The sequence below is a fragment of the Providencia sp. TYF-12 genome (genome assembly GCF_041344805.1).
GTDB lineage: Bacteria > Pseudomonadota > Gammaproteobacteria > Enterobacterales > Enterobacteriaceae > Providencia > Providencia huashanensis.
Window position 1 is genome coordinate 246,646 of sequence record NZ_CP166833.1, and the last position, 20,643, is coordinate 267,288.

The 20,643-nt window shown below is 42.1% G+C and carries 17 protein-coding genes; 3 read left to right on the forward strand and 14 right to left on the reverse strand.

Annotated features, from left to right (window positions below; translation table 11 throughout):
• Positions 1-167: 167 nt before the first annotated feature.
• From ABE954_RS01165 to ABE954_RS01180, 4 genes are read right to left on the reverse strand one after another with little or no spacing between them, the layout of a single operon-like run.
• Positions 168-1,583: a DUF1116 domain-containing protein gene (locus tag ABE954_RS01165; protein ID WP_042843366.1), complete on the reverse strand. Its 1,416-nt coding sequence runs from the start codon at positions 1,581-1,583 to the stop codon at positions 168-170.
• Positions 1,583-3,133: an acyl-CoA synthetase FdrA gene (fdrA, locus tag ABE954_RS01170; RefSeq protein ID WP_129466920.1), complete on the reverse strand. Its 1,551-nt coding sequence runs from the start codon at positions 3,131-3,133 to the stop codon at positions 1,583-1,585. Before fdrA ends, ABE954_RS01165 begins: the two co-directional genes overlap by 1 nt.
• Entirely contained in the window at positions 3,123-4,046 is a 924-nt protein-coding gene (locus tag ABE954_RS01175; RefSeq protein ID WP_166687016.1) for a DUF2877 domain-containing protein, read from the reverse strand. Before ABE954_RS01175 ends, fdrA begins: the two co-directional genes overlap by 11 nt.
• 25 nt (positions 4,047-4,071) lie before the next feature.
• Positions 4,072-4,677, reverse strand: a complete 606-nt coding sequence (locus tag ABE954_RS01180) for an ankyrin repeat domain-containing protein (RefSeq protein WP_371025703.1) — start codon at positions 4,675-4,677, stop codon at positions 4,072-4,074.
• 631 nt (positions 4,678-5,308) lie between these two features.
• Here ABE954_RS01180 and ABE954_RS01185 point away from each other — a divergent pair.
• The gene (locus ABE954_RS01185) at positions 5,309-6,241 is read left to right on the forward strand and encodes a LysR substrate-binding domain-containing protein (protein WP_042843373.1); all 933 of its coding nucleotides are present in this window, start codon (positions 5,309-5,311) and stop codon (positions 6,239-6,241) included.
• 3 nt (positions 6,242-6,244) lie between these two features.
• Here ABE954_RS01185 and ABE954_RS01190 read toward each other — a convergent pair whose 3' ends face one another.
• Together ABE954_RS01190 and ABE954_RS01195 are read right to left on the reverse strand one after the other, a co-directional pair.
• Positions 6,245-7,102 (reverse strand): alpha/beta hydrolase, encoded by an 858-nt coding sequence (locus ABE954_RS01190; RefSeq protein WP_129466922.1) that lies wholly within the window; start codon positions 7,100-7,102, stop codon positions 6,245-6,247.
• Between the two features lie 64 nt (positions 7,103-7,166).
• Positions 7,167-9,224, reverse strand: coding sequence for a TonB-dependent receptor domain-containing protein (locus ABE954_RS01195; RefSeq protein ID WP_166687017.1), 2,058 nt, complete (start codon positions 9,222-9,224; stop codon positions 7,167-7,169).
• 754 nt (positions 9,225-9,978) lie between these two features.
• On the opposite strand from ABE954_RS01195, the gene emrA reads away from it, so the two are divergent.
• Positions 9,979-11,151, forward strand: a complete 1,173-nt coding sequence (emrA, locus tag ABE954_RS01200; protein WP_042843376.1) for a multidrug efflux MFS transporter periplasmic adaptor subunit EmrA — start codon at positions 9,979-9,981, stop codon at positions 11,149-11,151.
• Positions 11,152-11,167: 16 nt separating this feature from the next.
• Entirely contained in the window at positions 11,168-12,691 is a 1,524-nt protein-coding gene (locus tag ABE954_RS01205) for a DHA2 family efflux MFS transporter permease subunit (RefSeq protein ID WP_166687018.1), read from the forward strand.
• A gap of 55 nt (positions 12,692-12,746) precedes the next feature.
• Here the strand turns inward: ABE954_RS01205 and paaY are convergent, their stop codons facing one another.
• From paaY to paaF, 8 genes are all read right to left on the reverse strand, one after another.
• Positions 12,747-13,340 (reverse strand): phenylacetic acid degradation protein PaaY, encoded by a 594-nt coding sequence (gene paaY / locus ABE954_RS01210; RefSeq protein WP_042843378.1) that lies wholly within the window; start codon positions 13,338-13,340, stop codon positions 12,747-12,749.
• A gap of 21 nt (positions 13,341-13,361) precedes the next feature.
• Entirely contained in the window at positions 13,362-14,300 is a 939-nt protein-coding gene (paaX, locus tag ABE954_RS01215; RefSeq protein ID WP_042843379.1) for a phenylacetic acid degradation operon negative regulatory protein PaaX, read from the reverse strand.
• A gap of 152 nt (positions 14,301-14,452) precedes the next feature.
• Entirely contained in the window at positions 14,453-15,763 is a 1,311-nt protein-coding gene (gene paaK / locus ABE954_RS01220; protein WP_166687019.1) for a phenylacetate--CoA ligase PaaK, read from the reverse strand.
• 112 nt (positions 15,764-15,875) lie between these two features.
• On the reverse strand, positions 15,876-17,078 hold the full coding sequence (gene pcaF / locus ABE954_RS01225) for a 3-oxoadipyl-CoA thiolase (RefSeq protein ID WP_042843382.1): 1,203 nt from the start codon (positions 17,076-17,078) through the stop codon (positions 15,876-15,878).
• Positions 17,075-17,515 carry a hydroxyphenylacetyl-CoA thioesterase PaaI gene (gene paaI / locus ABE954_RS01230; RefSeq protein WP_042843383.1) on the reverse strand — a complete coding sequence of 147 codons (441 nt, stop codon included), beginning with the start codon at positions 17,513-17,515 and terminating at the stop codon, positions 17,075-17,077. The genes pcaF and paaI overlap by 4 nt, the downstream gene beginning before the upstream one ends.
• The gene (locus ABE954_RS01235) at positions 17,512-19,062 is read right to left on the reverse strand and encodes a 3-hydroxyacyl-CoA dehydrogenase (protein ID WP_166687020.1); all 1,551 of its coding nucleotides are present in this window, start codon (positions 19,060-19,062) and stop codon (positions 17,512-17,514) included. Before ABE954_RS01235 ends, paaI begins: the two co-directional genes overlap by 4 nt.
• Positions 19,063-19,064: 2 nt before the next feature.
• Positions 19,065-19,859, reverse strand: a complete 795-nt coding sequence (gene paaG, locus ABE954_RS01240) for a 2-(1,2-epoxy-1,2-dihydrophenyl)acetyl-CoA isomerase PaaG (protein ID WP_129466925.1) — start codon at positions 19,857-19,859, stop codon at positions 19,065-19,067.
• A gap of 2 nt (positions 19,860-19,861) precedes the next feature.
• Positions 19,862-20,635, reverse strand: coding sequence for a 2,3-dehydroadipyl-CoA hydratase PaaF (paaF, locus tag ABE954_RS01245; RefSeq protein ID WP_048605483.1), 774 nt, complete (start codon positions 20,633-20,635; stop codon positions 19,862-19,864).
• Positions 20,636-20,643 lie beyond the last annotated feature (8 nt).

The window sequence follows — 20,643 nt, forward strand, 5'->3', positions numbered from 1 at the left end:
CTTCGTTTGCCGCCTTGCTGCAACTCAAATTATTTAGGGTATACACGCTAGAGGGTGTATATCATGATATTCAAAGTTGCAGTTTATCTGTGTTGCTGAATATTCAGGGTATTTGTTTTATTTTTATTGCCCAACCGAAGTTGGGCGTCTTTTTTTATGATTGAAAACTAAGCATATTTCTGTGCGTAGGCCAACATGGCTTTTTCAAAGCAATCAAATGGCGGGTGAACAATACCTGCTCCAATCATACCGATACCTGCATCTTTGTGGGCAATTGCTGTGTTGATAACAGGTAAAATACCGCTGGCTGAAACTTTGGTAATATCGATGGCTGTCGGGATACCCATAAAGCCGAGTAATGGGATAGTCACATTCGGGTTTTCACCGAGTGTGATTTCGCGCATTTGACGTGAGAAATCTACCGCCTCTTCTACCGTACCACCAACCAGCGCAACGATGGCAGGTGCGGTTGCCATTGCAAAGCCCCCAATACCGTAGGTTTCTGTGATTGCCGAGTCACCAATATCTAAGCCAGAATCCTCAGGCTTATAACCTGCAAACATTGGGCCAATAACTTGCTGTGAAGGCCCTGTAAACCACTGACCCGGTAATCCGCTGATACGTAAACCAAATTCATAACCATTACGAGCCATGGTGGTGACAACGGTACTGTATTCAATACCATGTGCTGCATCCATTGACGCTTTACACATTGCCATCCAAGTTGGGCCGGAGAAGTAATCACTACTTGCCACAAAATCAAACACTTCTTTTTGTTGTGCGACAGAGAAATCAGTTTGAATAATTCCTGTCGTTAATGCTTGGATCAGTAAGGTGGTACCAGCGTTATTACGGTTATGGCACTCATCCCCCATGTGTAAGGCTTGGGCTAGCATTAAACGCAGGTCAATTTCACCTACAATTTTCATTGCGTCGCGTAGCATTGGCCCTAATACATCACGCATCCAATTTAAACGGTCAATAACGCTTTGGTCATTGGCACCCATGCGTAGGATTTTCGCCATTTGTTCACTGAGGTTGGTGAATGCGCGGTTGCCATAGGTTTTGTTTTCAACGATATGCATAAACATAGATGCAGACGTTACCCCAGCCATTGACCCAACACAGTCGTGTTCATGGCAAGGGGAGAAAATAACCTCACCAGATGCCGCTACGCGCTCTGCATCGGCTAAATCTTTCGCGAGCCCTTCAAAGACCAGCGCACCAGTAACAGCCCCTTTCATAGCTCCACACATGTCTTTCCAAGCAACGGGTGGACCGGCGTGTAGGATGGTGTTTTTAGTCATGCCCGGTACCACATTAATCGCTTGGTCATAGCCAACTAATACTGGTTGGGATTGAATAATGCGCTCAAGGGCTTGTGCGTTAGCCGCTGCAATTTTTTCTTGTAATGCCGCATTACCTTCAATTTGGTCGAGGGCGCGGATCACTGCCACGTTCCCTTGTCCTGGAGGCGTCCAGTTTAGGTGAGTGACTGGAACATGTTGTTTTTTCAGGTCATCACTGAACATCTCGATGCCAACGTTGATAACATTTAGCGGTTGTTTAAATAATGAAGTCATTATGCGTTCTCCCCTTTCCACACAAACTCACGTCCTAATAAACCCGTATTGGTGCTGCTACTTGCCCAGATGACCCCTGCATCTGTCAGCATTTTGACTTGTGCATCCATGGATGGAGTATCTTGGTCCGTACCGAGTACATAGCCTAAAATTTCAAGTTCACGACCATCTTGTTTAGCGATGTTTTTAGCTTCTTTGATAGCATCAATCATGACGCCAACGGGGTCTTCGTGAGAACCGAAGCCTAAAACAAAGTCCATCATAATCACGCCGACCTCAGGGTCGCGAGCTTCTTGTAATAAGCGTTCGATACGGTTGGTCGGGTCGATCATTGGGTGAGGTTTACCATTAGTGAAATCATCATCACCAAAGTCGAGGAAAGTGTGAGCGATACTTTGATTTAAGTCTTTCAGGCGGTAGTCAGGGTTTGGTTGAATATTGCTGTAAACATCATCGTATTTTTCCAAAGCGGCAAACATCGCTTCATCGCATAGCGTTCCGCCACAGAATAAGCCACGAATATATTTTTGCTCAGGTTTGAGCTTCGCTCTGACTTCTTCAATTAAAGGCCAGTTTAGAGAATGTAAATCTAAATCTTCTTTACGAATACCCGTTAATAGCACTGCTTTTAGTGCCGCCTCTTTGGTGCTTTGTGCAAACGTTAGCCCAGGTTTATCTTCTGGTAGAGGCTGGCTACCTAAGAAACAAACAACGACTGGTTTGTGGCATTTTTCAGCTTGTTCTAGTACTTTCTTTGCAACAGCGGCGGCTGGTGGCTTAGAAATGAGGGCAATAACTTGGGTTTCATCATCGGCATCTAACATCTTTAGGGCATCAATCATCATGATCCCGCCAATTTTCTCACTTAAATCGCGGCCACCGGTACCAATTAGTTGAGAAACACCTGCACCAAATTCATGAATACGAACGCTAAGCTCTTGGCTGCCAGTACCGGATGCACCGATGATCCCAATGCTGCCACGGCGCACGCTATTACCAAAACACAATGCAGTGCCATTGATAATTGCGGTTCCGCAGTCTGGGCCCATCATGAGTAGACCTTTCTTGCTAGCGAGTTGTTTGAGTGCTAATTCATCTTCAATTGAAACGTTGTCAGAAAATAACATCACGTTGAGGTCGTTTTCTAATGCAATGCGGGCTTCACGGGCGGCAAATTGGCCATTCACAGAGATTACCGCAAGGTTAGCATCGGGGATGTGGGTTTTCGCAGAATTAACCGTGGCATATTTGGCTTCGTGTTGGCCACCACCTTGGTTTTTTTTATTAAATAAGTCTTCAATGGCAATTAATGTGGCATCGTTAGCATCATCGCTTGGCCCTTTAATGACAATCATTAAATCGCCATTTTTAGCCTCTTCCAATTCAGGGGTTAATAGCCCTAAATTTCTGAGTACGCCTTTATTCATTTCTGTTGCCATCGCAACAAAGGCTTGTTCAACATTATCAAGTTGATTGGCCTTTGTTGAAATAGACATCAGTGACACGGAATCAAAATAAGTATTCTTTTTTATGACAACTTTAGTCGACATAGTTTTCTCCGAAATAATGGGTGAGATACAGGGCATCACGTAAGCCAAATAGCATGTCGCTGCCAGAACTTGACCCGATATTTAAAATCTCTAAAAATTGTGGATAAATATTTGTCTCTTTCGCATCAACTAACATTTGAATTAATTGCTGCATATTTTCGCGATATTCTTGGTTTAAGGCTTTCTCTAGGGTTATGGCACTTATAGGCGTTGTTTGGCTTTTGCTTTGAATAATCCCTTGATAAAACTCAGGATAAAAAGCAAAAGCAGGGTGCTCCTTTAACAATAAAAATGCCATTAACCCAACTAAATAGTCATCACCGGATGGTGTTAACCCGATACCTAAGCCAACAAATTGGCGAATGATATGGGGTAATTTTTGTTGGTCTTTATTAATCAATAATTCAATCAGTTTTAACCGTAACTGAACCAGTTGTTTAGCTATTGATAGATAAAAGACGTTATCTCCCTGATAATTAAATAGGGAATCCACATTATGATTTAAAATTATGTCCAAACTTTTTATTTGGTTTGCTATATATAATAAATAATCTGGGTTAGTTAATTTTTTATAATCAAAAATAATAATGGGTGATTGCCATTTTTTACATAACGAAAATGAAATTAAATAATTTTCACCAATAACCATTTCATTATCTGAAAAATAAATTGGGTCTCCTACTTTTAAGGTTAAAAGAGAAAAGTCTTTATTTATTAATCGGCAACTATTTGGTGCATTGTCTAACTGAGAGCTTAATAAAGTATAAAGAATATTGCCTATTGAGATATTTATCGCTTTATTGAAAACCTGCTCTACTTTTCCTGTAAGCTGCGGCTGATGTAAAACCTGAAGAAAATGTGTATCAGCCGTAAGCCCGTATAACCTTTGCCGATGAGATATGGATGCGTTCACATGCCTCCTGATCGGGACGGTTCGATTATGCCCCCGCGGCAATCAATAATTCAGCTATTTCGTTATAGCCTTTTTCACGAGCCAGCTCTAACGGCTTTTTACCATATTTATCGGTCATATGCGGGTTTGCGCCGTGGTCTAATAGTAATTTGACAATTTGTTGTTGCTTTTCGCCACCATCATTTAAAACGATTGCTTCAAGTAATGGTGTCCAACCGACGAAGTTGGTATGGTTTACATTGATATCAGTTTTTTCGAGTAACTCACGAACAATATCTACATGCCCTTTTTCGCTTGCTGGGGTAATTCCAACGCCACCAAAGCGGGTCAATAAATCTAAATTTGGTTTTGCAGGTAATACAAGGCGCAATAATGTTAAATCATCATTTAAACAGCTTAATAAAAAAGGGTTAAAACAAGTTTGGTCCTGTTTATTAATGTCAGCACCTGCACTAATCAGAAAAGAAACACATTCATAATGTTTATTCAGGCTAGCATTGACGATAGCAGTGCAGCCTTGACGGTTGGTGGTGTTAATATCCACACCTTTTTCAAGGCAATTTTTTAATAATTCTAATTGTCCTTGTTCAGCTGCAGTTAAAAATTCGTGAGCGAGAGTATTGGAGGTCATCATTTTCCCCTTAGGTTGGTTTATTGTTATCACCAACATAGATAAAGACAATTTAAAGATTATTTATGATGTCCAAAGCATAGCAATTGTCATTAATAAAAAGAATCCGTTTAAATTTAATTCATCAATTAAGCACTCGATTATTGAATTCAATTCAACAATAAGCCTTTTTTGTGCGTGTAAGCATTATTTTTCATCGTTTTTTGATGTGTTTTGGGTGTTTTATAGCCAAAATAGTGTGATTTTTTTTGTTAATTAAACAGGCTAATAATGATTTGATCAGTTCTGTGATGGACATCAACTTGAAAGTATTAAATTTGTTAAGATTGTGAATTGTTTGATCATTTTAACATTGAATGTTAATACTTGGTTTGAGTATTTAATTCAATAATATTAAGTATTTTGAATATTAATAGCCACATTTAAAAATGTGCTTTTGTATTTAAAAAAGCTAAATAGAATTAAACCTCTTCTCGTTATGAATAATTCTGTTAAGCTATAAATATATGGTCGAAAAATAGTCTATTATTCAGCCTGTTGAATTTTATTCACAGATAGTCGTCATATTTTGAGTGCTAAGAGTTAAAAAAAAACAGTTTGGTTTATTTTTGTTCAATTTGGGAATACAACGATGAACTCAATTTTCACTGAAGAAAATTTACTGACTTACACGACAGCAGCAAAATTTGCCAGTTTTAGTAAGGCGGCAGAGGAGTTAGGGGTGACAACCTCTGCGGTGAGTTACACGATTAAACGTATTGAAACCTATTTGGATGTCGCGTTATTTATTCGTAATACGCGGAATATTGAGCTGACAGAAGCTGGCTATTACTTTTATCGTAAAGCAACTGACCTACTGAATAACTTTCATTTAATTCAAAAAAGTATTTATTCCATTGAGCAGGGGATTGAAGCGCGAGTTCGTATTTGTATTAACCAGTTATTATATACGCCTTACCATACCGCTAAGTTACTGCAAATATTAAAAAAACAGTTTGCTACTTGCCATATTACGGTGACAACCGAAGTGTATAATGGTGTGTGGGATGCGATTATTAATAACCATGCCGATATTGCGATTGGGGCTCCGGGAACACTGATGGATGGCGGGGGGATTGATTACACTGAAATTGGCGCCATCCATTGGCAATTCGCTATCGCTGCCACGCACCCTTTGGCATTAATGCCTGAACCGATTGCTGAAAGCCAGTTGCGTTTGTATCCCAATATTATGGTCGAAGACACCGCGCATACCATTAATAAACGTGTAGGGTGGCTGCTTCATGGGCAAGAAGCCATACAAGTTCCTGATTTCAATACTAAATGCCAATGTCAGATATTAGGGGAAGGGATTGGCTTTTTGCCTGATTATATGGTGAAAGAACATGTAAAGACTGGCCGGTTAGTCACTAAAAACATACAAAACCCGCGGCAGGATTCACATATGTTATTAGCGACACAGCACTCAGCGACTGGGCTTGTGACTCAATGGATCCGTAAGGAATTCGCAGAAAAAGGGGTTTTAACAGAATTATACAGTGACTTACTAAAACCCATTAATTAACGGCTATTGGCTAGCAACTTCGAGTGCTTTATCAATAGCATCGGGGATCACCGAACCGTGGGTTTTTCCATCAAATAAGGTAAATTCACAGGTTCTTTGCTGGTTTTGTATTTCCTCACACACTTGGCGAGCGTTGATCCAGCTTTTACGTTCTTGATAATTCTGTATTTGCTCTTGACTGAGCTTAGATAAATCAGGGCTTTCTTCCAATCCTCCTAATGTGACGAAAAGCGGCGCAGCGGCTTGTGGGTGCGTCAGTTTTGCTAAATCGACCATTTCCCCTTTGCCCCACCAAAGAGACGGGCTAGCCGTGATGTAGAATTGAAAATCATTGGGCTGCTGCTGATAAGCCATTAAGGTAAATAACCCACCAAATGAATGGCCAAATAGAGTTTGCTTGCTTTTATCAATAGGAAACTGTTGCTCAACCCATGGACGGATTGTGTGAGTTAAAAATTGGTATAGCGCAGGGGAACCGCCACCTTGTTTAAAATCGTCACCTGAAACGGGTGGGGTGTAGTCGAGAGTTCGCCACGCTTTGGGAAATGCTTCGTCGACAGGGTAGCCAAGGCCTATAATAATCGGTAGTTTATCCGCTGGCAGCTTTTCAACTGCGCGATTAACCGCTTTGGGGTATAGGCCATTGCCATCAAGCATGTACAGTACAGGGCGCTTGACCGTGGAGTGATAAGGTACAGCGCTATAGATACGTAATGCGCGGTCACCATATGCCATATCCGTTTGTTGAATATCGTAAAACTGGCTGACTCGCTCATCCATACTAGGGATAGTTTGGCTAGGGCGTGCTAATGCGGAACTTGTCATACACAGTAGTAAGCTGGAAATTAACAGTTTATTCATGGTTTTTTAAGCTAAAGAGGCTACCTCAATTAAGGTAGCCGTCAAAAATTAACAAGATAAGCGCTTAGAAACTGACGTTGACGTTTGCCCAATAACGGCGTCCGTCTTCGACGTCCCAGTTGCCATCCACTTTGTCAATTTTAGGACCTTTTTCATTACCAATATTTAACACGGCGAAGTTAAGCTTGGTATTTTTAAACAATTGGTAAGTTGCGCCGACATCCATAGTGGTATAGCCACTACGATAACGAGGTACTTTTGCACCATTGCGCTGTGCGGCCCACACTTGTTTACCCGTATATTGTGCGCGGGTATACAGATTGAGGTCTTCGTTAAACTGCCAATCTAATTTCGCATTTGCCATATGTTTTGGTGTTTTATCCAATGGATAGCCTTTGAGTGATAAAGTTTTGTTTAGCTTTTCATCATCACTTTTACGTTCTGAATCCGTATAGGTGTAGTTCATACTGAGTTTCCAATCTTGAGCAATTGGAATACCTGTTGCAACTTCAACCCCTTTAATATTGGCTTTACCAACGTTATCGTATTTATAAATAGAGAGTTCTTTAACGGTATCTTTTACTCCAGTATCATAACTAGTTAATTTATTTTTAAAGTCCGTATTAAACAGCGTTAAGCTGGCATCAAAGCCAGACTCATGGTTATACGCAATACTGATTTCTTCACTGATACTTTTTTCAGGTTTTAGGTCAGGGTTACCGTAGATGATTCCATTTCCGCCTTCTGTAGATGTGCCATAACCTTTGCTGATTTCACGTAATGTTGGCGCACGGAATGCGGAGGAAACCCCACCTTTGATGGTAATTTCATCTGTTAAATAATAAATCGCATAACCCCGAGGGTTCCAGTGGTTACCATAAGTTTCATGGTGATCTAAACGTAATCCACCGGTTAAAATGAGGTCATCAGTTGCGGTAAATTCATTTTCGATGAATAGTGCCGATTGGTCGACACTCATGTTGTTATTTTCAAATTTCCCTTTTGAAACTAGTGAACTGTCTTTGAGTTTTGAGTATTGGTATTGACCACCGATTGTTAAGATGTTGTCAGGTAAGAATGCGACAACTTTACCATCCACGACGGTGTTGGTAATTTCAGGTACGCGGTCTTCATAACGGTATTCAAAAAGTTTTGGAACTGTATTTGCGATCTCAATCTCGGTTTTGGTTTTTCTTTTAGTTTGTTCTTGATAGACACTAAATTCAGTATTAAAAGTATCCCATTCACCTTTGTATGTGAGTGCCGCATGATTTCGGTTATTGTAGATTTGGGTCTTCTTGTTGTCTTGTTTTGATTTTCCTCGCATTTCATACTCAGCAAGGGACTTACCCGGATTCTCCTCTCTTTCCTGTGTGCTTCTACCAGCTTCTAAAAGGAATGTTTGATTCTCAGTTGGTGTAAAGCTTAACTTAGCAGTAAGGCTTTTATTATCTTTTTTGTAGTGACCGTCAGTAATTTTATCTTCCTGTCGATAATCACCACCACCATATAACTGCAAGCCTAATTTATCTTGAATTAATGGCCCCGACAGGTAGAAGTTACCGTCAGTCGAATTACCACTATCACTATTTTCTTGGATAATGGTACCTGCGGTGACGCTACCGTGCCACTCATTGGTCACTTTTTTGGTGATGATATTAATCACACCACCCATTGCATCGGAGCCATACAGAGAGGACATTGGTCCGCGGATGACTTCGATACGCTCAATCGCTTCCACTGGTGGCATAAAGCCAGCTTCAAAACCACCGCTACCATTTGGACGCGATTCACGGCTATTTTGGCGACGACCATCCACAAGGATCAACGTATACTCGCCGGGTAAGCCTCGAATATTAATATCTTGTTTATTAGCGGCACCAACTACACTGACACCTTCAACATCTTTTACGGCGTCAGCTAAATCACGTACCGGTTTATTTTGCAATTGTTTTGCGCTGATTACGGTCACACTGGCAGGGGCATCACGTAATTGTTGTGAGTAGCCTGAAGCACTGACGACCATGGTATCTGAATTGTTATCTGCTGCTGTAGCATTAAACGTGGCTAATGCCGCACAAACCCCTGCGGCAATAAAAGAGTAGTGATAGTTCGAAGTCATGATTATCCCTGTAAATATAAATGAGAATGATAATTATATTGTTTGCGAATACTATCACTAAAACATATCAAAAATAAATAATTGCCTAGCTAATTTATAGTCAATATTTGATCTCGAATAAGGTTTTTTACTTACTCTTAACTTGTACAGCTCATTGATGTTTCAGCCTTAACATAAAATCAATATTTAACATTGGGTTAGGGAAATTTGTGATAAGTAAATGTACAGTAGACGGAGTGTTTGTGACGAAAAAAGAGAACAATGATTTCACGAGTACCGCAGCAAAGGGTGAGCGCTTTATGGTTCTTGACGGAAGGGAAAAACAGAATATACGAATCTGTAAGGGCAAGAGGATATTACAGAGGCTAAGTCGTGATTAAACGATTATTATTCAATGTAACCACAATATATTTTTACTATTGAGTATTTATCTAATCTAAAAAAGAAGATTAATTATAGGTTAAGTTATTTTATTTGTCGGTGCAATTAACTTTATTTTTATATAAAATAGTTGGTGCAGGTATGTTTATAAAATTAATCAATCTAATTAAGATTAGTTTAATTAGATTGATTTATAGTTTTTAATTAATCTCATATACTATGGGGTTGTGTTTTTTATGTTTAAATATCATGATGTTAACTTTTATTTTGGAATGGTTTTAATTTTAATGCACGTGTTGTCTATTGCTTTATTATATATACTCCGTAAATATAGAGTAAAACATAATATTGAATTTGGAATTTGAGACTTATTATGAGCCAATCGCCACAGACAGAAATAAATAATCAAAAAACGACAAATGAAAAGCGCAGAAAAATATGGATGGTTATTGCTACAATTATTATCATTCTATTATTTGTTGCTTATGGTATTTATTGGTTTCTCATTTTACGTTTTCAAGAATATACCGATGATGCTTATGTTTCAGGCCTACAAATCCCCATTGTTGCGCAAACAACAGGGAATGTTACCCAAGTTAATTTCGAAAATACCGACTTAGTTAAAGCTGGGGATGTATTGGTGGTGTTAGACAAAACCAATGCACAACTATCCTACGAACAAGCGAAACATGACCTTGCCACTACTGTGCGCAAAACCAAAGAATTATATATCAATGGCGATGAATATCAGGCACAAATCCAAAAAAATCGGGTGACACTTGCGCAAGCCCAACAAGACTATCAGCGCAGAGCAGCGTTAGGGCGTAGTGGGACGATCTCAAAAGAAGATTTACAACACTCCCAAGAAGCCGTACAGCTTGCGCAAGCCGCGCTCGATATTTCCATTCAACAATATAATGCAAATCGCGCTTTGTTACGCAACACCGAGTTGAAAAAGCAACCTGCAATTTTACAAGCGGCTGATAGCGTGCGCAGTGCATGGATTAATTTGCAGCGGACAGAAATTAAAAGCCCAATGACAGGGTACGTTTCGCGGCGTAATGTCCAAGTGGGTTCCCAAGTTAGCCCACAAAGCTCATTAATGGCAATTGTCCCTGTTCAGCCAGTGTGGGTAGATGCCAACTTTAAAGAAACCCAGTTAGAGAAAGTGCGTATTGGTCAATCTGCGACTATTAATAGTGACTTTTATGGCGAAGATATTGTGTACAGTGGCACCGTTGTGGGGCTAGACATGGGGACAGGGAGTGCATTTTCTTTATTACCTGCACAAAATGCGACGGGTAACTGGATCAAAGTTGTTCAACGTTTGCCCGTACGTATCGAATTAGACCCTGAACAAGTAGCAAAATACCCACTTCGTATTGGCTTATCAATGAATGTAACTATTGATATTAAAGACCAAAGTGGCCCAGTTTTAGCGGAAGTTCAGCGCACAACACCTGCATTTGAAAGTGATGCGCTGGTCTTAAAACTTAATGATGTTGACCAGATAATCGACACCATTATTACGAATAACGCAGATTAGCCTGAAAGGAGCTATTGTGGCAGATATTCAACCGCTGAAGGGGGCGAAGCTGGTATGGGCAACCATTGCGTTATCCCTTGCGACTTTTATGCAGGTTCTCGACTCAACAATTGCTAACGTCGCTATCCCAACGATTGCCGGTAATCTTGGTGTTTCCGTGTCTCAAGGGACATGGGTCATCACTTCTTTTGGGGTATCGAATGCAATCTCTATCGCTATCTCCGGTTACCTTGCCAAGCGTTTTGGAGAAATACGGGTTTTCTTATGGGCAACCGCACTTTTTACTTTATTTTCATTGCTTTGTGGTTTCTCTGATAGTTTAGGAATGCTGATTCTGTATCGTGTTTTACAAGGTGCAGTTGCTGGGCCGGTTATCCCACTGTCACAAAGCCTGATCATGCGTTGTTATCCACCTAAAATGCAAAATATGGCATTGGCATTTTGGTCAATGACGATTATTTTAGCGCCGGTATTCGGCCCTATTTTTGGTGGCTATATCAGTGATAATTTCCACTGGAGTTGGATCTTTTTCATGAATATACCACTCGGTATTTTTGTGATTATTGTCGGTTCTATCATCTTAAGAGGAATGGAATCAACCATAGTGAAAGTGCCGTTTAATGTGATTGGCTTAGCATTGTTATCGGTAGGTGTAGGCTGTTTACAGGTGTTGTTAGATAAAGGCAAGGAGCTAGGTTGGTTAGCTTCAAATGAAATTGTCATATTAGGCGTGATTTCAGCCATTGCACTGGTGTTCTTAGTGATTTGGGAGCTAACAGATAAAAACCCAATTGTTGAACTATCTCTCTTTAAGTCGCGTAATTTTACGATAGGGACGGTGTCAGTTAGCTTGGCCTATATGGCATATTTTGGGGCGATTGTATTGTTGCCGCAACTTTTACAGGAAGTTTATGGTTATACCGCCACATGGGCTGGGCTTGCTTTAGCACCGATAGGCTTGCTTCCTGTACTTTTTTCGGCACCAGTCGCAAAACTCTCCGATTTCCTCGATATTCGCTGGATAGTCACCTTTAGTTTTGTGTTTTATGCGATTTGCTTTTTTTGGCGGGCGTATACTTTTGAACCGAGCATGGGGTTTTCTGCGGTAGTATGGCCGCAGTTAGTGCAAGGCATGGCCGTAGCTTGTTTCTTTATGCCGTTGACGACATTGACGTTATCAGGGTTACCTCCGGAAAAACTTGCCTCTGCCTCTAGTTTAGCCAACTTTTTCCGTACCTTAGCAGGGTCGATTGGGACTTCAATTACGACGACTATGTGGAGCGATAGAGAAGCCCTTCATCATAGTCAACTGACAGAGCATATTACGGATTACAACCCTGAATCTTTAGATATGTACCAAGGTATGGCCGCTCATGGGCTCAGTACAGAACAAACATCTGGTTTTATTGCGAAGGAAATTACCAACCAAGGGCTGATTATCGCGGCTAATGAAATTTTCTGGTTATGTGGCTGGGTATTTATCGCATTGATTATTACAGTGTGGTTCGCTAAACCCCCATTTGGTAATAAAGTGAAGTGATGTTATCTGGTTTTGGCCCAAAAGAGGGAGCAAATAGGTTTGCTCCTTTTTCATTCTATAGCTGAGATTTGGGAATGATGTTCTCAAAGCTAAGTTTAGGACGGTTGGTTTCAACTTCCTGTAAAGGGGCAACTTCTTTAAAGGTACTTAGGCAGCGGATCACTAAATTTTGGTAATCTTTTGTCCCACTGCTTTTCCAAGCAATTTCTTTGTCTGATAACGCACGTAACACTTTGGCAGGCGTTCCAACAATCAAGCTATTTTCTGGAAATATGGCCTCAGCTTTTACAAAGGCACAGGCGCCCACAATTGAGTTTTCACCAATTACTGCTCCATCCATAATCACGCTATTCATACCGATTAAAGCGTTACGTTTGATATGGCAACCATGCAAAACCGCACCATGACCGATGTGCCCTTCTTCTTCGACGATGGTTTCGTACTGTGGAAACCCATGCATGATGCAATTATCTTGAATATTGGCACCATCTTTAATGATCAAGCGGCCAAAATCACCTCGTAAGCTGGCATTGGGGCCGATATAGACATTTTTGCCAATGATTACGTCACCAATGACAACCGCGGTAGGGTGAACAAAGCTTTCAGTGCTGACGACAGGTGTAATACCATCAATTTGATAAAAAGGCATATAGGCTCCTTTAATGTAAGTTTAGGCGGCGATATCTCTTAAAACTCCGCCAAAACGCCGATAGTAGGCGCTCGAAGGTTGAGGAAGTTCCCCTACCGTGGTTTCACATCGTTCTGAAACATATTGTGTTGCGGCTTGGTCAATTCGTTGGTAAATATTGGTACAAAGGTGGCGAGCAATATGGCCCTCCCATTGTGCTGGAAGCAGTTCATCAGGCAACAAAGGGTCTTTTAGTGTGACTCGGCGATAGAAGTGAATTAACAACAAACGTAATTGGAAGCAATGTTCTGGGGATATTTGTGGCTCAGTATTCTCTTTAAGGAGTAGTGCCAAGGGCCTAAATAATGAAATAAATTGGTGGTAATGCTCTGATATTTCTTGCAAAGACCAAGCTTGTGATACTAACTCTTTCAAGTTTTTTTCTGAACGGCTATAAGGGTAATCTGCATGAAAATAGATGGCGTGCTCAGTGGCATTGAGCTCATTTAATAGAGAAGGAACATCAGCTTGTGCGCAGCTCGGTGCTGCCATGAGAGAGGTATTAAATTGGCCAAACCCTAACCAGCTAAGTTCTTTTTTTAGCCTGGTTTTTTCATCTTTATCAGCCGCTTCCAATAATAGTAGTTCCCATTTCCCATCCCAATCAGGCTGTTCAGCAAGGTAGATTTTACTTTCTGCTCGGCGGAATCGGCTTTGCCCGCGTTCAGAAATGCGGTAGTAGCTACGGCGACCAATTTTCTCAACATCTAGCCAGCCTTCTTTTTGTAAACGAAACACAGAAGTGCGAACAAAGCGATCGCTAAACCCCATCGGCTCTAATAGTTTGGTTAAACTGCCTAACCACACCTCGCCTCCGCGGTGATGTAAAGCATCACCGTAGAGTGAGCTAATCAGAGAGGTCCCGCTAATGGGCTGGCTTTCTATGGCATGTTGTATAAATTGGCTGAGTTTATTATCCATTTATATTTCATCTATAAAATTTATGTATCAGAAGGCTTACTGAATAGTAGACATAAATTTAAAAGTTGTCTTCCATTACCTTTAATTAGTGCTATTTTTTGGCATTAAGGCATACCAAATAAGCTAACTTCAATATGCCTTAATGAGTTGAATTAAATCGCAATTCGAGTATCAATAACACGCTCCGCTTTACCTTGGGAGCGGGGGATATCACCGCAATTGACAATACTGATCCGGGTGCTAATCCCTACCATCGATTTGATACGATGTTTTAAATGATGGCAAATATTGCAGCGCTCATCATAGGTAAGTTGCTCAGGGTGCTTGAGCTCCACGCGGACTGACAAATTATCCATATTACCTTGGCGACCAATTTCTAATTGGTAATGTGGAGATAGCTCTTTGAATTGCATAATTTGTTCTTCAATTTGGGAAGGGAAGACATTTACGCCACGTATAATCATCATATCGTCAGAGCGACCAGTAATTTTACCAATACGGCGCATATTACGATTTACCCCGCTCATTAAGTGAGTCAGGTCACGAGTCCTATAGCGAATAACAGGCATAGCCTCTTTTGTCAGGGTAGTAAACACTAACTCACCATGTTCACCATCCCCCAGTGTTTTAAGTGTATCAGGGGAAATGATTTCTGGGTAAAAATGGTCTTCCCAGATGGTTGGGCCGCTAGCGCCTGCGTCAGCACACTCCATAGCTACGCCTGGCCCCATGACCTCTGATAAACCATAAATATCTAATGCTTTGATCCCAAGGCGAGTTTCAATTTCTGAGCGTAGTGATTCAGTCCAAGGTTCCGCACCAAATACACCTAATCTAAGTGAGCACTTACTAGCATCTCCACCCATGATTTTTTCAAGCTCATCGATGATACTTAAGCAATACGATGGGGTTACCATAATGACATCAGGCTTAAAATCGGCGATTAGTTGCGCTTGCTTTTCTGTTTGGCCACCAGACATTGGGATCACCGCAGCACCAAGGCGCTCTGCACCATAGTGAGCACCTAGACCACCGGTAAATAAACCATAACCATAGGCGACATGAACTTTATCACCGCGAACAGTCCCCGCTGAGCGTAGGCTACGGGCAATTAAATCAGCCCAATTATCGATATCCCGTTGGGTATAGCCAACAACTGTCGGGCGGCCTGTCGTGCCAGAGGATGCATGAATACGAATAATTTGGTCCATTGGCACTGCGAAAGTACGAAATGGGTAGTTTTCACGTAAATCTTGCTTTGTTGTATAAGGGAATTTTTCGATATCACTAAGTTGTTTAAAGTCGTCAGGATGTACCCCTGCATCGTCGAATTTCTTACGGTACATAGGCACATTTTCATATGCGTGAGTGAGTGTCCACTTCATCCGAGAATACTGTAATGACTCGATTTCATCGCGTGAGGCAAATTCGATTGGGTCGATGTTGTCTTGTATCATGCTCATAATTGCCAGTCCTCATAATTATTATATTTACCAGTTCACATTGATGTTGTTTCTGGTTTTAGCCTGAGCAGGTGTAGGGTTCAGGCTGTTTTTATTGGTATTAAGACGTTGTTTAAACTCGTTCAATAACCATAGCTATCCCTTGACCAACACCAATGCACATGGTGCACAACCCGTAGCGACCTTGTTTGCGATGGAGTTCGTTGACAGCGGCAATGGCCAGCCTTGCACCACTCATACCTAATGGGTGACCCAAGGATATTGCTCCACCGTTGGGGTTAACATGTGGGGCATCGTCAGGTAAACCTAACCCCCTTAAGACAGCCAGTGCTTGTGCTGCAAAGGCTTCGTTTAATTCAATAACATCCATTTGCTCTATACTTAGACCGGCAACCTCTAGGGCTTTTAATGCAGCAGGAAGTGGGCCAATTCCCATCAACCTTGGTTCAACACCACAAGTCGCTGTCGCGATAACGCGTGCTCGTGGGGTAAGCCCTTGCTGCTTAGCAATGCTTTCGGATGCAATGATTAATGCAGCAGCACCATCATTGACCCCTGAAGCATTACCCGCGGTGACCGTTCCGTTTTCACGAAAAGGGGTTTTTAGTTTTTGTAGTTGTTCAAAAGTTGTTTCCGCACGAGGGTGCTCGTCTTCAGTGACAAGTAACTCATTTTTGCGTTGTTTAACGGTGACAGGGGTTATTTCTTGCGCAAAAAAACCTTTGATTCTTGCGGCTTCAGTACGTTGTTGGCTGCGCAGGGCGAAAGCATCTTGGTCCTCACGGCTGATCTGATATGTTTCAGCAACGTTTTCAGCTGTTTCTGGCATAGAGTCAGTTGAAAACTGTTGTTCCATTAACGGGTTAATAAACCGCCAGCCAATTGTCGTATCAAAGACTTGAGCTTGTCGTGAGAAAGCCGATTCGTGTTTTCCCATTACGAAAGGGGCGCGGCTCATTGACTCTACGCCACCTGCAATCATCAAACCAGACTCTCCCGCTTTGATACTTCTTGCCGCAAACGCAATAGCATCAAGGCCTGAACCACATAATCGGTTAATGGTGGTACCGGAAACAGAAACTGGTAAGCCCGACAGTAAACTGGCCATACGCGCGACATTGCGGTTATCTTCCCCTGCTTGGTTTGCGCAACCTAAAATAATGTCATCGACTAGTGACCAATCTAGCTGTGGGTGCCGCGCCATTAATGCTTTGAGAGGCACAGTGGCGAGGTCATCGGGGCGTAATGATGCAAGCGCACCACCATAGCGGCCAATAGGTGTGCGAACACCGTCGCAAATATAGGCGTCAATCATGATGGTTCTCCTACTAGACGGTGCCCCAGCCGATGTGAACGACCATGAAATAAGGCTAATGTTTTGCCGTCTTGGTTGACTATTTCAACTTCATATAGGCCATTTTGTTTACCTTGATGTTTCATTTGCGCTATTGCAGTGAGTAAATCACCTTCAAAACCAGGGCGAATGAAATCGATAGAGCACATAGAGGCAACAGCAGCGTGCCCTTGGCTGTTGCAGGCATAGGCGAAGGCGGTATCTGCAAGGCTAAAGAGTTGCCCCCCGTGACAGGTTTTATGGCCATTTAGCATTTGTGCTGTAATCGGCATTTTTAGTTGCGCAAAACCTTCCTCTACTTTTTCAATAGACATGCCCATAGCTTTTGCGCATGCGTCATCTTTGTACATCATGTGGGCTGATTGTTGAGCAAGGGTAACATTTGGTACGGAAATCATAGCAACTCCTTGAAAGATAAAGATTGATGGCCTACAGCTAACTGCCTTAATAATGGGTTGGGCCGATAGCGGCTATCCCCATAAAACTGTGTTAAGTGCTCAAGTACTGTTAATACTCGTTGCCAGCCAAGTTGCGCTCCCCAAGCTAAAGGGCCTTTGGGGTAATTCACACCAAAACGCATGGCGTTATCTGTATCCAGTGTGGTTGCTATCCCTTTATTGACGACATCCAGCGCTTCATTACATAACATCGCAACAGTTCTCATTGCTAAGAGTGCAGGGTAGTCAGGTAGTACAATCACGTTTTTCCCAAGCGATTGAAAAAATGCAATTGCTTGCTGGTTTTGTTGCACGTTATTTTGTGCAGCACAGCTGAGAGTGACTGCCGTTGCGGCAAGGTAATTAGCAGATAAATCAAATTGCACGACAGCTTGCCCCAACTTTTGCGCATGAGATGATGTTGATTCACCATTTGTTAACATAATAATAACGTCATTAACAATGAGTGTTGGGGATTGTTCTTGCTGTTGTGTTGATCCTTCGAGTGAGATCCCACTTTCAGATAAAAGCTGCACAAATTCAGGAAATATTTGCCAATTCCCACATACTTTGACCTGTTGTGGTTGGTCAAGAAGGGCTTTTGCTGCAAATAATGGCTTAGGTTGCGGTTTGTTATCATCGTAATGATAGAAACCTTGTTTTGATTTACGACCGAAATGCCCAGCCTGAACTAATTCTAACTGCATTAATGAGGTTTGAAATCGTGGGTCATAGCCGAAGGCTTTAAACACCGATTCAGTCACCGCATAGTTGATGTCATGGCCGATTAAGTCAGTAAGTTGTAATGGCCCCATGGCAAATCCACCTGCATCGCGTATTGCGCAATCTAACGTTGCGGGGCTGCCAATTTGCTCTTCAAGGGCTCGTAATGTTTCTGCGTAAAATGGTCTTGCCACTCGGTTAACAATAAAACCAGGGGTAGAACGGCAAATAACAGGGACTTTACCGAATGACTTGGTCAATATTTTTAATTGTGAAATAACGTGGTCTGATGTTTCTAACCCACGAACTACTTCGACTAACTTCATCACGGGGGCGGGGTTAAAAAAATGCAGCCCAGCAAGGCGTTCAGGGTGTTTTAATTGACTGGCAATGGCAGTAATTGAGAGCGATGAGGTATTGCTTGCAAATATAGTTTTTTCGCTACAAATAGCTTCTAAATCGTTAAAAATAGCTTGTTTTATCTCTAATTTTTCTGCGATAGCTTCAATGACCAGTTGCGCATTCGCTAATTGAGATAAATTTTGCACCACAGTAATGTTTTCGATGATGCTTTCTGTCGCTTTGGCTTCAGCTTTCCCTTGGGTAACCCGTTTGCGTAAACGTTGGGTCATTGCTGATATTGATTGGGTTAATACCTGTTGATTAACATCAAACAGTAAAACAGTTAAGCCTGCTGTAGCTGCCACTTGCGCAATACCAATGCCCATGGTGCCTGCGCCAATTACGGCTACAGTCTGGATGCGAGTATTCAAAGGTAAAGTCATGGCTATCTCCCTTTGAATTGCGGTTCGCGTTTATTTAAAAAGGCACTGACCCCTTCGCGGTAGTCTTCACTACGCCCCCCTAAGCGTTGTAAATCACGCTCAAGGTCAAGTTGTTCATCAAGGGTATTGGTTGCCGCGGCGTAAATCGCTTTTTTGATTAACCCTAAACCGTAAGTCGGTTGAGTAGCTAAATGCATAGCCAACAGGTTTACGGTATCGGATAGCTCTTCGTTTTCCGTGACTTGCCAAATCATTCCCCACTGCAAGGCTTGCTCTGCACTAATTTTATCGCCTAATAATGCCATTCCCATGGCTCTTGCATGGCCTGCAAGTTGGGGCAAAAACCAGCTTCCACCAGAATCGGGAACTAGCCCCAAGCGGCAGAATGATTGAATAAAACTCGCACTTTTTGCTGCAATTACGATATCCCCTGCAAGGGCAATGGCAGCGCCTGCGCCCGCAGCAACACCGTTAACGGCGCAGATGATTGGTTTTGGCAAAGAGGTTAAACGGCGGATTAACGGGTTATAGTAGGTTTCAACGGAGAAACCAAGGTCAGGCGTTTCGTTACCTACGCTGACGTTCCGGTCGTTAAGGTCTTGACCAGCACAAAACCCTCTACCAGCTCCGGTGATCACTAAACAGCGTATCGTTTCATCTCGTTCCGCAAGCTTGATAGCATCACTAAGCTGACGATGCATTTCATCGTTAAAGCTATTAAGTCGATCGGGGCGGTTTAATGTAATAGTGAGGACCCCATTCTCTTGCGTTGCGAGGATCATCGCTTGGTTTGTCATAATTATTTCCCTGTAAACTGAGGTTTTCGTTTTTCAAAGAATGCATCGATCCCTTCGCGTCGATCTTCGGTGCCGGCTAAGGCGACAAAGTACTGACGCTCAAGTTGTAAACCTTCAGCCAAATGATTTTCTTGGGAATGAATTAGCGAAGCTTTTGCCGCCCGAACCGCTAAAGGTGCATGTATTGCAATGCGTTGCGCAATTTTCTGAGCTCGTTCAACAACTAATTCATCCACACAAATTTCGCTAATTAGCCCTGCCTGAAGAGCGTGTTTTGCATTGATAGGCTCCCCTGTGAGTACCATTTGCATGGCAAGAGACTTACCAACGGAGCGGATCAGCCGTTGTGTCCCTCCCGCACCGGGTATTAGACCGAGTGTTATTTCAGGCAAGCCGAAACGTGCGGACTCCCCCGCAATAATGATGTCGCTAGCAAGCAGTAGTTCAAACCCAGCGCCTAAGGCGTAACCATTAGCAGCGGTAATGATAGGTTTTGATATCATTGAGAGCCGCTGCCATACTTGGGGTCGTCTATCAGTGATAGCGTTAGCAACGGTTTGTTGCTGTAATTCTTTAAGATCAGCGCCAGCAGCAAAAAAACGTGAATTCCCAGTGATAACGATCGCGCCAATCTCATCATTGGCTGCTGCTTGCTCTAAGTTTTGCACTAAGAGTTCTAAACAATCGGTACTTAATGCATTGCGTACTTCTGGCCGATTGAGTGTCAGTGTCAGTACCCGGTTGTTTTGGTGAGATAAAATCCAAGGGTTTTCCATTGTGGCTC